General features: G+C 36.5%; 9 protein-coding genes. 1 reads left to right on the forward strand and 8 read right to left on the reverse strand.

From position 1 onward, the window contains the following. Window positions 1-39: 39 nt before the first annotated feature. Window positions 40-969: a mevalonate kinase family protein gene (locus BXY82_RS01880; RefSeq protein WP_133756483.1), complete on the reverse strand. Its 930-nt coding sequence runs from the start codon at window positions 967-969 to the stop codon at window positions 40-42. A 60-nt stretch (window positions 970-1029) separates the two neighbouring features. Next, entirely contained in the window at window positions 1030-2139 is a 1110-nt protein-coding gene (locus tag BXY82_RS01885) for a diphosphomevalonate/mevalonate 3,5-bisphosphate decarboxylase family protein (protein ID WP_133756484.1), read from the reverse strand. Window positions 2140-2406: 267 nt separating this feature from the next. Here BXY82_RS01885 and BXY82_RS01890 point away from each other — a divergent pair, with 267 nt between their 5' ends. Beyond that, window positions 2407-4608: a response regulator gene (locus BXY82_RS01890; protein ID WP_133756485.1), complete on the forward strand. Its 2202-nt coding sequence runs from the start codon at window positions 2407-2409 to the stop codon at window positions 4606-4608. On the opposite strand, the gene BXY82_RS01895 is transcribed toward BXY82_RS01890, so the two are convergent. From BXY82_RS01895 to BXY82_RS01920, 6 genes are all read right to left on the reverse strand, one after another. After that, complete coding sequence (locus BXY82_RS01895; protein WP_133756486.1) at window positions 4605-5843, reverse strand: BaiN/RdsA family NAD(P)/FAD-dependent oxidoreductase; 1239 nt, start codon at window positions 5841-5843, stop codon at window positions 4605-4607. The two genes, BXY82_RS01890 and BXY82_RS01895, sit on opposite strands and share 4 nt — an antisense overlap. Then, the gene (locus BXY82_RS01900) at window positions 5840-6526 is read right to left on the reverse strand and encodes a glycerophosphodiester phosphodiesterase (protein ID WP_133756487.1); all 687 of its coding nucleotides are present in this window, start codon (window positions 6524-6526) and stop codon (window positions 5840-5842) included. Before BXY82_RS01900 ends, BXY82_RS01895 begins: the two co-directional genes overlap by 4 nt. Window positions 6527-6569: 43 nt before the next feature. Then, on the reverse strand, window positions 6570-7433 hold the full coding sequence (locus BXY82_RS01905) for an acyl-CoA thioesterase (RefSeq protein WP_133756488.1): 864 nt from the start codon (window positions 7431-7433) through the stop codon (window positions 6570-6572). Window positions 7434-7497: 64 nt separating this feature from the next. After that, window positions 7498-8814, reverse strand: a complete 1317-nt coding sequence (locus BXY82_RS01910) for a DUF2254 domain-containing protein (protein ID WP_243835651.1) — start codon at window positions 8812-8814, stop codon at window positions 7498-7500. Between the two features lie 23 nt (window positions 8815-8837). Then, window positions 8838-12539 (reverse strand): metallophosphoesterase, encoded by a 3702-nt coding sequence (locus BXY82_RS01915; protein ID WP_133756489.1) that lies wholly within the window; start codon window positions 12537-12539, stop codon window positions 8838-8840. A gap of 170 nt (window positions 12540-12709) precedes the next feature. Continuing rightward, the gene (locus tag BXY82_RS01920) at window positions 12710-13930 is read right to left on the reverse strand and encodes a bifunctional alpha/beta hydrolase/OsmC family protein (protein ID WP_133756490.1); all 1221 of its coding nucleotides are present in this window, start codon (window positions 13928-13930) and stop codon (window positions 12710-12712) included. Window positions 13931-13941 lie beyond the last annotated feature (11 nt).

The raw sequence follows: 13941 nt of genomic DNA on the forward strand, positions 1-13941 counted from the left end.
CAGCGTCTGTAAAAGTATACCTGAACGCGCAAACAACGTTTAAAAATTATAAACTACTTCCAACTTGTAATCCTTAAGAGACTGTTTCGCCTTTTCAATATCCTCAGTAAAACCTAGGATATAACCGCCACCTCCTGAGCCACACAGTTTAAGATAATAATCATTAGTGTCCAGTCCATTTTTCCATAGGGCATGAAATTGTGGGGGAATCATTGGTTTAAAATGGCTCAAAGCCACTTTTGAGAGTTTCTTGGTATTGGTAAATAAGGATTTAAAATCACCTTTAAGAAAATCATCAACACACGCATCCGTATGTTTTATAAATTGATTTTTAAGCATGTTACGAAACCCTTCCTGTTTCATTTTCTCCATAAAAATCCCTACCATTGGCGCTGTTTCGCCTATGATACCACTATCTAATAGAAACACAGCCCCCTTACCATCACTTTTTTGTGAAGGAATTCCGGCAGCTTCAATATGATCTTTAGAATTGATGAGTATAGGGATACTCAGATAACTGTTTAGAGGGTCTAAACCTGACGACTTACCATGGAAAAAAGATTCCATTTCCGAAAAAATTGACTTTAACGTCATGAGTTTCTCGCGCGTTAGGTTTTCTAATACCGTAATTTTATCGTATGCATATTGATCATATATAGCAGCCACTAATGCGCCGCTACTACCTACACCATAACCCTGAGGAATTGAGGAATCAAAATACATACCTGCATTGACATCCTTATCCAAAGACTCTAGATCAAAAGTCACTAGTTCTGGACTAATGCCTTTTAAATACTCCACATACTTCTTCAAATTTTCATTTGATTTTATGGCAGCGTCAGATTGAAGCCCGTCAGATTTTAACGCACCGTTGTAGAAATTGTAGGGAATAGATAAGCCTTTGGAATCTTTAATGATACCATATTCGCCAAAAAGTAGAATTTTAGAATAAAATAGAGGTCCTTTCATATTGTAATCTTCAAGTAACAGTTTAGGGCTGCACTATATATTAAGCAAATATAAGCAATATTATTGGGTTTGAACTGCCCCAAAACCAATTTGGTCGCAAATATAATGCCCATTTTGACAATAGACAACCAACTCATCTTTAATAAATTGTAAGATTTGTTGACTTTCGTTTTTAGGATAAAGCACGTGTACATTCGCACCTGCATCAAGCGTAAAACTCACGTGCAAACCAGTGTCTTTTCGAAAATTCCAAATTTTATTGATAATCTCCAAAGTGTTGGGTTTCATCAAAATAAAATATGGCATGCTGGTCATCATCATGGCGTGCAATGTCAACGCTTCACTTTCTACCAAGCTATTAAAAGCCGCTAAATCTCCAGATTTTAAAATTGTCTTCAGGCTATCCATATGCCTATGGGCTTGTTCAAATCTGCGCTCCGCGAACGGATGGTTGTGCATCAAATTATGTCCTACCGTACTACTCACCTGCTTTTCACCCTTATCAACAAGCAAAATAGTATCCTGATAATACTTAAAATTCTTATGCACCTCATATGGATACTTTGTTCCAAACAAATCTGTACTATTTTCAATACTTTCAGTCTCTCCCCAAACAATGATATCACCTTCTATACTTCTACATGCACTGCCTGACCCTAAACGCGCTAAAAAGGACGCCTTCTTATTAAAGTAATGGGCATCTAGAGTATTTTCGTTTAATACATTGTGAGCTGCCAATAACTGTTTTTCAACACTCATCAAGCACAGTGCTAAGGCACTCATTCCGCTAGCTGAAGAAGCTATCCCAGAACTGTGTGGAAATGTGTTTTCAGTTTCGATCTTAAATTTATAATCCCTCAAAAATGGCAGATAATTCTCTATTCTTTCAAAAAATGTCTGAATTTTAGGCTTAAAATCCTCCTTAACTGTACCGTCCAAATACACCTCAAAACTGAACACATTATCAACTGCTTCCTTCTTAACAAAACTAAGTGAGGTAATCGTTTTACAATGACTTAATGTAAAACTCAAAGAAGGATTCTCTGGCATTTGATTCTTTTTCTTTCCCCAATATTTAACAAGGGCTATATTACTTGGAGACTCCCAAGTAACCTTTCCGGATGCAACATTTGGTGCATAATCTTCAGGAATAAAATCTTTTTCAGTCATTTTTATAATATCAGCGGCAAAGATAAGGGTTTTTCAATTGGGTCATTAAAATTCTAAATCTAACATTCTGAATTCTTTATACACAATTGAAACGCCACTACACCAGTAACTATCTGCATATCAATAACTTACAAATTACCCAATTGTTAAAATTATATTTTTCACCAACTAAGCAATGTTTAAACACTAATTAACAGACTAATAAACATAAAATTTATACTTTTGCCGAGATTTTTTAGCCTATATTTTTATTCATATCCCCAAATCATGAATTTATTAAAATCATTATTGATATTAATAGCACTTTCTTGTATTCCTAATTTTTGTGTTTCACAACCTAAAGAGCCTTCATCCAGGAAGCAGCGCATAAATCAACTTGTTGAGAATGACAGTATAATTGAAGCAACCTCTCTGTTACATGCTGACATTTCACGCTTTAAGGCAAACAACCAACCTTTATCCTTGGCTTACACCTACCAAACTTTAGGATCGGTGTTTTCGCATATAGAGAGTTACAATACCGCCTCCAACTATTATGTTGAAGCTTATCACCTTTTTGACTCTTTAAATAAACCGAAAGAAGTTGATAATATTCTTACACAATTATCGCGAAACTATGTAGATGGCAAAGATTATAGCAAATTTGATAGCATTATTCCTATTGCCATACAGCATTCTACCAAGCTTGGAAGTATTAATGTTTTTTATAGTTTAGAATCCAAAATTCGTAAAAATTACTTTATAAGGGATTATGCCCGCACTTTAGAGGAGGCCGATAAAGCCCTAAAATATTTAGAGGATTTTGAGTTTTCTTCAGAAAACAAAATTGAAAAAGTACGTTTGGATGCTTCATATAAATACTACCGTGGTGTTGCACTGGTAAATTTAAAGCAATTTAGAGAAGGCTATCAAGTACTTTTCAAAATAGACCCGAACAATTTTCGAACTTACGGAAAGGAAAACGTGTTCCCATTAAGTCAAGTGTCAACACTCAATTATTACAAGTTTAGATATTTTAACGAACGTACAAAACATTTAGATTCAGCAAATACTTATTTACTGATAGCTGATTCTTTAAAATATCTCGCTATTCAAGATTTTCAACATCGCATATCAAAAAATGGCGATTTAATTTATAAAATTATAACCACAGAAAAACAGTTACAACTTACAAATACCAAGCGGAGGCAACAAAAGGTATTGTCTAATGCTTTCTTGTTATCCACCATTATCCTAAGTTTACTGCTTACCGGATTGATAATTTTCTTTTATTATTTTTATACCAATAGAAAGCGCATTAATATAATCAACTTAAAACTAAAGGAATCCAACAAGAAATTGAAAATTATAGACAAAGAACGTCTGGAGTTTTTTTCAATTTTAAGCCATGAACTCCGTACGCCCATATATGGTATTGGTGGACTGGCAACCCTAATTAAACAAGAGCAATCTCCTGAAAAAAGGAGAAGCTATTTGAACGCTTTAATTTCTTCCAGCAACTATATTTCCGTGCTTATTGATAACGTTTTGCAAATTTCAAAAGTAAAGTTTGAAAATAAACAATTACACTCAAAACCAACTAACGTATTGCAACTTGTTAAAAGAATTTCCAGTTCGTTAAAAGTTTCTGCCAACCAAAAGGGATTGGAACTCTACACCAATGTTGAGAAAACCAAATGGGACGAATTGTTATTGATAGATGGTGTAGTACTGAGTCAAATTTTAATCAATTTATCTTATAATGCCATCCGATACACCTCCAAAGGCTTTGTTTCTATAAATCTCACCGAGCAACGTCGTACAAATACGCACGTTAATATTTTATTTGAAATTAAAGATTCAGGTATTGGAATCCAATCCAAACACCGAGATATTATTTTTAATGCCTTTGAAAATAAAACATTTCTTGAAAAAAACAGCACGGGGTCTGGGTTGGGTCTTTATATTGTAAAAACTTTACTAAAGAGCTATAACTCTGAAATTAACTTTGTCTCAAAGCCCAATGAAGGCAGTACATTTTACTTTGATATCGATTTTGAAATTGCACAAGTTGCAAGCAAAACAAACCAATCTTCAATTATTCAACTGCAAAGTATACCAACAAAAATACTTGTGGTAGATGACAACTCCATCAATTTAATGGTAACTCAAAAAAATGTAGAAAAGATTTCTGGTTTTGGCTCTGATACCGCATCAAATGGCAGAGAAGCCATCTGTTTGGTGAAAGAAAAAGATTACGACCTTGTGTTAATGGACATTAACATGCCAGATATGGATGGCTATGAGGCTACAAAACATATCAGACTATTTAATCCAAATATTCCAATTTTAGCACTGACAGCGTTAAATTCTGCTGAAATCCACACAAAAGCTTTGGCATGTGGAATGAATCACGTTATTACAAAACCGTATGACTTTGAAGAATTCAAATCAATTCTATTAAGTTACAGTCACGTGTATCAAGACTAGTTGGCGCATATAGATTTTGAAACAATGTAAGCACCTGTCCATGCATTCTGAAAGTTAAAGCCTCCTGTAACAGCATCAATATTAAGGACCTCTCCAGCAAAAAAGAGATGCTTATGGAGCTTACTTTCAAAAGTTTTAAAGTTGACTTCCTTAAGCTCAACTCCACCGGCAGTTACAAATTCTTCCTTAAATGTACTTTTACCGTCTACTTTAAAGACAGCCTGGGTCAGTTGTGCCGCCAAACTTTCCAGTTGTTGTTTGTTTAATTCGGCCCATCTGGTGTCCTGTGCAATAGCAGAAACGCTCACCAATTTATGCCACAAGCGTTTGGGAAGTTCAAATTGTGGCGACTTAAACACTGTCTTTTTAGCAAAAGTAAGCTTACAGTCCTTCAAATTTTCTATGCAATCTTCGTAGGATTTTTTAATGAAATTGACTTCTATATTAAATTTATAATGTCGTTGTGCCAATTCAATTGCGCCGTATGCCGAAAGTTTCAAAATGGCCGGCGCACTCATGCCCACGTGTGTTATTAGCAATGGCCCCTCAGAATACAAATCTGTGCCAACAACTTTCACTTCCACATTTGGTGCAACAACTCCTGGAATGTCGTTGATACGTTCGTCCTTAATATCAAAGGTAAATAACGAGGGTACTGCCGGTATAATTCGATGCCCCAAATCTTCCAATAATTTCCAGATCTTTGTATTACTACCCGTGGCTATAACGAGCTTGGCACAAAGATAAGTATTCAACTGTGTCATTACCTTATAATGAGGGCTAGAAATTCCTGTTCCATCTTGTGGTAAAGGTTCAACACTTTTTACACTTTCATTGTAACAAACCTCTACTTGGTGCCTTTTAGCTTGGCTCAAAAAACAATCAATTATCGTTTGAGAAGAATTGGTAATTGGAAACATGCGCCCGTCCTCTTCAATTTTAAGAGCCACACCGCGTTTTTCAAACCACTCTATAGTATCTCCGGTCATAAACTGATGAAAAGGGCCTAAGAGCTCCTTTTCACCTCTAGGATAATTTTGAACCAATTCAGATGGCACAAATTCAGCATGCGTTACGTTGCAACGGCCACCTCCAGAAATGCGAACTTTTTGCAAACCTTCTTTCCCACGTTCAAGAATCGCCACTTTTAAATGGGGATGTTGTTCCGCAATGTTTATTGCGGCAAAAAAGCCTGCTGCTCCACCACCAATAATTATGACATCTTTAAAATTCATATGTAGTCCGGGAAATCAGAAATAATACCATTAACTCCAAATGACTTTATCATCGCAATATCTTCAAAATTATTAACCGTCCAGGTATTCACATCAAAACCCAAGTCTTGAATCTCCTGAACTCCTTCTTTGGTTAACAAATGATATTCTGGATGTATGGCTTTTGCACTGATTGATTTAGCAAAATTGAGAGCTCCACTGAGATTGTCTTCAGTTAGCACTGCCAAAGGAATATCCTTATTTATGTTGGAAACACTCACTAATTCTTCAAAGTCAAAGCTTGACACGATAAAATCTTCAAAAGACCAATCTTTTACTTCAGTATATAATTGGATACTTTTACAAACTTCAAAAGCAGTCTGTTTACCTTTCAACTCTATATTAAGGACACATTTTCTATTGATAATATCTAAAACTTCAAGCAATGTCGGAATCTTAAATTGATCATTAACCTTCAATGCCTTCAACTCCTCAAGTGTTTTCATGGCAATTTGACCAAAGCCATCCGTTAGGCGTTCTAAAGTAAAGTCATGAAACACCACCAACTCACCAGTTTGACACAGATGCACGTCAATTTCAATACCATCTACACCTAAATCCAACGCTTTCTGAATGGACTCCAATGTGTTTTCTGCCACATGCCCTTTGGCACCTCTGTGCCCAATTCTTTTTATGGTGTTCATCTTACAGTCGTAGGTTATAGATAATAACCAATAGTTTTATCGGTTAGGTTTTTGGTCGCATTAATCCTTCCTGCGCCACTGAAGCTACGAGTAGACCATCTCTGGTAAAGATGTTACCTTTTGCAAATCCGCGTGCGCCTGATGTATTTGGAGATTCAATAGAATACAACATCCAATCATCAAAATCAAACTCTCTAAAATACCACATAGAGTGGTCCAAGCTTGCGGTTTGGGTATTTCCCCAATGTGCTTTGCTGGCATGTCTATTCATAGCTGCCGCTAGAATATTATAATCTGACACATAGGTTAGTAGTTGCTGTTTTAGAGCGAAATCTAATATTGAGGTATCACCATTAAGCTTGAACCACACGTTGGTAAATGCAGGCAAGTCTTTAGTATTAAACGGATTGACAAGTTCTACCGGCTTAAATTCTACGGGGCGTTCCACTTCCAAAAAACCTTTCATCTGTTTTGGAATCACTTCACCAAACTGATCCAAAATATCTGTCCAACTCAATAATTCTTCAGGCTGTTTAATGTTCTCAGCCATACTGATTTGATGGTTATGCCCTTCTTCTTTATTCTGAAATGAGGCCGAAAGTATAAATATAGTAATCCCATTTTGTTCCGCCGTAACGCGTCTTACAGAAAAACTCCCTCCATCTCTAGTGGTATTTACCGTGTAAATTATGGGTTTTTCTAAATTTCCAGCCTCCAAAAAGTAAGAGTGCATAGAATGTAAAACTCGGTTATTAGTAATGGTTCTATATGCCGCATTAAGAGCCTGCGCCAAGACCTGGCCGCCAAAAACATTTGGACTCCCTACGGTTTTACTATAGCCCTCAAATTGGTTGGGATTGATCTGTTTTAATGTGATGAGCTTAATTAAATCTTTTACATCAGTCATTCATAATGTGTTTATGCTATTCAAAGGTATTTAAATGTGTGGAACTTCTAAATTAAATTGACTATTAAACCTTAAAATCAGATTCGTTCAGAGCTTTTAATTTAGACATTCGCGTTTTTAACGCGGTTAAATCCATTTCATTATTTTGATTTTCTATGGCGTCTTTGTATAAAGTATTAATCTCCTTAACGATTGTTTTTCTGTAAAGTGGATCATAAACTTCAGCATGCCCCAATAGATACTCAAGCATCATAAATAATTTCTGAACCACAATAATGTCATGCTTGCTATACGTGCGCAACGCAGCCATTACATTGTACATCAACACTTCAAAACTCACCGTTTTGATGCTAATAATGGCCTTATCATCATCAAAGATAAAACTGGTATCACGTTTTTTCATTCGGAGCACAAATAGTTCTGTCATATAATCTATTGCATTAATTGCGGTGCCGGGATCATTGATACCTGGCGACATTGCTTTTAAGGCAATTTCTGTAATTTGTTTAAACGCCAGAACGTAATTTTCTTCAACGAGCTCATTTTTAGAAAAATTAAAAGCACCCAAAGCCTGGTTGACATTTTCCTCTCCTAACTCAGGCCCGGAGTATCGGAATAAAGGGATGCTATTAAAAACATATGTGCCTTTAATTTGGGAGATTTCAATTTTAATTTTGTGTTCCTTAGCAAAACTAGCAAGTGCATTTAAACTGACATCCTGAAAATAACCTGATTTTTTACAGGAGACTTCATTCCAGCTTTTGGTCTCTGGAAAATCTGTTTCTATTGATTTCTCATTTTCTATGAGTCTGCCCAACCGAGCATGAGCGGAATCATAAATTTTATCCATAATGGTACCTACCTGAATTTGTTGTGATATGGAGTGGATAAAGTAAATAAATGCCCCCAGACATAAGGTCATAAAAATAATGGCCAACAGTACTGAAAATCCAGGAAGCTGATACTTATCGCCTGTTGGTGTAATGGAAACCAAGGTGAAAATACAGTATAATAAAGAGGAGTTATAAATTCCCAATATAATCTGATGCCTTCTATTGGAAATTAATCCGGGCAGTAAGCGCGGCGAAAAGTTACTCGAAGCCTGATTAAGCAAAATCATTACCAAAGAGAAACTAAACACCATAATGGAGATTAAGCCTCCAATAAACGTAGTTAATAAACTCCGTGCAGTTTCTGTATTATTAATAACCAGAAGCGGTGCATTTTCAATTAAATATGTAGAGATGCCCCAACTTTCAGCATAATACATAAAGAATGCAAAAAACAGTCCGATTAAACTGATTAGCGTAGGATAGAATGCAATATTACTTTCTAATTTGATAATATATTCAATAATCCTATAAAATCGCTTTTTCATCATAAAAATGCTTGTGGTTGGCCGGTTTAAAAATTGAATCCGAAACCAAATGAAAATCGAGAGCCATCTTCCCCGGTGAACAGATTGAACGTTCCTGACAGCGACTTGGCCGCGGTAATTCTTAGTCCACCTCCGTAATCATTATGCCATTTATCAGAATAATCTCCTTTAAACCACACTCTACCAACGTCTCCTCCTCCAAATATTGTAATTTGCAACGGGAGCAAGCGCGTTTTGATGGATGGAAAACTGTAGCGCAAGTCAGCGCTAGCTACCATAGAATTCTTACCAGTAAAGCGTTCTGCCCTATAGCCTCGCAAACCATTGTCACCACCAATATTTGCAGCTTGATAGAATAAAAAATTATTTCCAAAACGAAATTGTGTGCGTACATCCGTCTTTAATACCAACGTCTTATCTTTGGTCAATGCGTTATAAAAGCCTACGTCAGAATTGATATAGGCATACACCTCATCAGCATCCTGTAAGTTGGTTCTTGCCCCAACGTCCAAATGAAAGGTCATTCCTTTAGTTGGGTTCATCAAATTGTCAGCACTCAAATAATCATATTCAGCCTCCAATGCTGAAAAATAATGACGTTCATAAAATTCCTCATCACTTGCGGGACGGAATGTGGTAATAAACCGATCAGAAGATGCATCTAATTGAATCCCTTCAAAAATAGCTCTAAATCCATAATCACTACCAAATGGCGATCTTTTTAAGATCTCAATATGACCACTGTAGATACTTGTTCTTACTCTATTATAATCATAATGATCAGCATCATAAACAGATTCGTTACCATAACCAAAGAAGTTATTGGTGTAAGATTCATTGGTATAGGTACCACCCACACTTAAATTCCAATCGTAGAAGAAATTAGCAAATTCTCCATGATAATCCAATTTAAAACCACTAGTTGCAAATGCATATTTAGCATTAAAAGAATGTTGTTGTGAAAACGGATTGCGCTGAAATCCGTTAACCGTATAGGCCGCAGACCCACCTAGCAAAACACCATCATCTGGGTTATAACTAAAATTTGGGGTAATTGCTGTGCCTTTTGTCCTATTTTTCTCAAAATCAAAAAGATTCAATTTGTAAACATCTGTAAATTTAATTGCTGCTCCATTATTAGCTAACACCGTATTCTCTTTAGACTTATGGTCATACACTTTAATGCGTTTACCTTCTTTTATATTATATACATCATTGCCTTGACCTCCCACTATCCTCGTAAAAATCATGTTGTCTCCTTTGCCTGTCACTTCAAATTGATCATCGTCATTTAGTCCATAAATCCAGAGTTCCTTGGTTATATTGCCATCAAATATCTGTTCAAGAAAAGGCTCACTGATGCCACCATCCTTGAGGCGTGAAACTTTCACTCGGGTAGAATCTTTCCCTAATCTGATAATTTCAAAATAATCATCTTTGTCAGTGCCGGTCAAGACCACCAATTCATTCAAATAATTATAATATCGGCTTGCAATATCCTGCATGTTGCTGCGACGCCCTTTCAATTTAACTTTAATATCTTCAATAATGCTATCCTGAACCTCAACTGGCACTTTACTGAAAGCCTTATCTATAATCTCATCAGTAACATGCTCTTCCAAAAATTTTGCCTGCTTTAACCATGCCTCTTTAGAGCTTTGCTGTAATATGACTCTATCTAATTTGACGCCTGCACTATTCATCCACTTAATATCCTTTAGTTCTTCATCATAAACTTGAAGCTGCCTTGAGGATCCTGAAATAACTCTTACAATATCGAGTAGGGTGCCGTCAAAATTAGAGAATACCTGATCTCTATCCCTTGGTATAGGTTTATATAATTTATCGCCATTCTCTTGATTAAACTGTGCCCAACGCCATTGGTCCTGATGCCTATCCCAATCGCCAATCAACATATCAAATAAGCGTGCTCTGATATAGGCGTTTTCATCTATCTTATACTTTTCATCCTTACGCACCTTTTCAATAATATCATAGGTGCTTTCAATATCATCAGCGTAACCAAAATTGCGCTCATCAGTATAATTTTCTTCTGGTCGTTCTTCAATCATATACAATTGGCCGCCATAACTTGAGTTATATTCACCCAAATGCTTGTGTTTAGGGATATAAAATATTTGAGGATTGGTATGGTAAATTTTAGCGGCATCTGATAAATCAGGAATGGCCATAAATGCATACGGGTGAGCGGCGGTATAAAAATCGAGTATCAAACTTTCAATTTCTGTTTGCTCATAGGCATCCGCCACATATGTGTTTTTAAAAAGCACTTTCTCTAAATATTGCGTCGGACTCTTGCGCAATGCGCGCATATTTAATTCTCTACCATCTTTAGTTTTTAATCGGAGAGATTTTGTTTGATGTCCACCACCAGCGCGTACCACTTCCAAACCTCCATAAAGCGTGTCTAATGTAGCTACAGGCGCCTTAATTGGCTTGCTGTAAATGTTCCGGTAACGATCTCCCAAAAGCATTTTGTAAACAGATGATTTGTCTGTTTCTTCATCAGAATATATGGAGACTTCTACTTCATTAGGAAAGGTGTCTGGCAAAATTGAATAATCATAAGGTTTTTTGGGCGGATAAATTTCTTTCTGAAACAATAAATGTGGCGTATTATTTTCTGAACCGAAAGCCTGTACCCAAGAGCTGCCATCCTTGAAAACGGTCATCACCGCAAATCCTTGCAAACCATAGGCAAATACTCCATGGGCTTTTAGGTTGACTTGTCCAGTTTTGGAACCAGATCCAGAAACAATCTGTTTAATATTTCCATTGTCTATATACTGCAAGGTATGTTCATGACCGGACACAAAAACGATATTGCCATTTTCAGTGGCCAAATTTTCCAACCGATCCATAAGATTATTATAAAGCTCGTTATATCTATCCTGTATGGATACACCGCCCTGAGACCTGATTTGAGTTACTAATGAGGCCAGGCCTGGCATTGGTATTTTACGTTGCATTGGGAATAGATGCTTTTCTAACGCAAACTGACCGCCATGGGTACTATTGGTGTACATTGGATGATGCATAGCAAAAACAATGGTTTTGCCTTGAGCTTTTTTTATTTCACCCTCCAATTCAAGCATTAATCGTTCTCTTGTTTTTATTTGACAGCCTTCATTTATGGTAGGATGACGATCCCAGTTGACAAGATACCATTGCGTATCTACAATAATTAATTGAATGGTCTCACTAACATCAATACTTTTTAGCGGACAGCCATCTTCTGGAAAAAAACTATTATCATCTAGAGCTTCTTTTATGTATTCTTCCTGCAAACGCACACCGGTTAGTCCTCCAGAATACCACTCGTGGTTGCCAGGAATAAAAATAGTCTGACCCTCAAAATTTTCGACAGCATTTATTTGCGCATTAAGCATGTTCTCAGCGGTACCACGGTATTTGTGTTCAATTTGAGGCAAACCCGCAGGGTAGATATTATCTCCCAAGAAAAGAGTATAGTCTCCTTTGGTATCCTTGTCTGAAATATATTTCTGGAATGCTATTAAACCTTGAGACATCCCATTCATTGGAGAAAAACCAGCATCTCCTACTAAATAGAACACCTTGTCAACTTCCTTGTCCGGAAACGTATTATTTTGATCTTCTTTATTTAGATATTGTGCCTGATAAGATGCACATGCGTTCAATAAGAATGCAGCTAATAAAAGTATGGTGAGGTTTTTAATTGTATTCATTAAATGTAAAGAATTTTAAAGCCAGTTGGTACCCATCTCAACTTAGTCAATAGGCGCCCCTGATAGTTTTCAATGTAATATTTACTAAGTAAGATACTCTAATTTGATCTATTTCTAAAATGTACAAGTTAATTCAGTTTAGGTGTTAGTTTATTTTTATACTTAAATAATTAGGCTAAAACCTCAGTATCTATAACAATCTCACTCAACAAAGTTTTGTGGACCGGACATTTCGAGGCAATCTCAACTAACTTATCCTTTTGTGTCGCATCTAAATCGCCCACAAACTTTAGTTTTTTAAGAAGGTGATCAAAACGTGTGGGTTTATCTGGGCCTTGCATTAAATCTGCGCTATGTTTTTTAGAATAGGTGATATATACAAACACTTCCTGTAAATCCCATTTTTTACGTTCAGCGTATAGTTTTAAGGTCATAGCTGTACAGGCTGCCAGTCCCGCACTTAAAAAATCATAAGGAGTGGGTCCAAAATCATCACCACCAAAAGACACCGGTTCATCGGCTACAAAATTATGCCGCTTTGTCTGAATGGATATGGTAAAATTATCTTCCAACAGATTAAGATGCGCTACTAATTGTTCATCTTCCGTATCTAGTATTTTATTGTCAGCGGTCTCAAAATAGCGTTGCACCCAAGCCCCGATCATATTGCCCACATACAAACTGTCCTTATCTCTCAACAGCAAATGATCAGCATCATTTAAGCTGATAAAACTTTTTGGATGAAACGCATTAACAAATAATTGCTGTGCGTTATCTATCCCTACCACCTGATCAAATGGCGCATGCATAATGAGAATGGGCTTTCGAAGTTGTTTGGTGATTTCTGGCAAATCTGTTTTATCAAAATCTTCCACAAACTCTTGATTAATCTTAAATGGACGCCCTCCAATGTTCACCTCAACATGCCCTTTTTCTGGAATCTCATCAAATTGATGTGAGAAATGGCGTTTTACATGCTCAGTAGTTGCAGGAGCCCCTATGGTAGCCACAGCTTTAACATTGTCCAATTGCGATGCTGCCACAATTACTGCTGCACCACCTAAAGAATGCCCTACAAGCAATGAAGGCGCTCTATAATGCTCAGCCATATATTTATTCACCGCCAATAAATCATCTACGTTAGCCGAGAAATGACTGTCTGCAAACGCGCCCTCACTCTTGCCTAATCCCGTAAAATCAAACCGAACTACGCCAAATCCGTGAGTGGTGAGTGCTCTACTAATATTTTTAACAGGTTTTAAGGTGCTACTGCAGGTAAAACAATGTGCAAAAATAGCATAGTTTTTAGGTTTCTGATTTGCTGGCAGTTCCAAGTAAGCTTGTAATTGTAAACCTTTTGAATTAAGTATATGGAGTTTTGTGCTTTGCATTTTGAATGTGT

Origin of the sequence: Gelidibacter sediminis, from assembly GCF_004364975.1 — a bacterium.
In the GTDB taxonomy this organism is placed as follows: domain Bacteria; phylum Bacteroidota; class Bacteroidia; order Flavobacteriales; family Flavobacteriaceae; genus Gelidibacter; species Gelidibacter sediminis.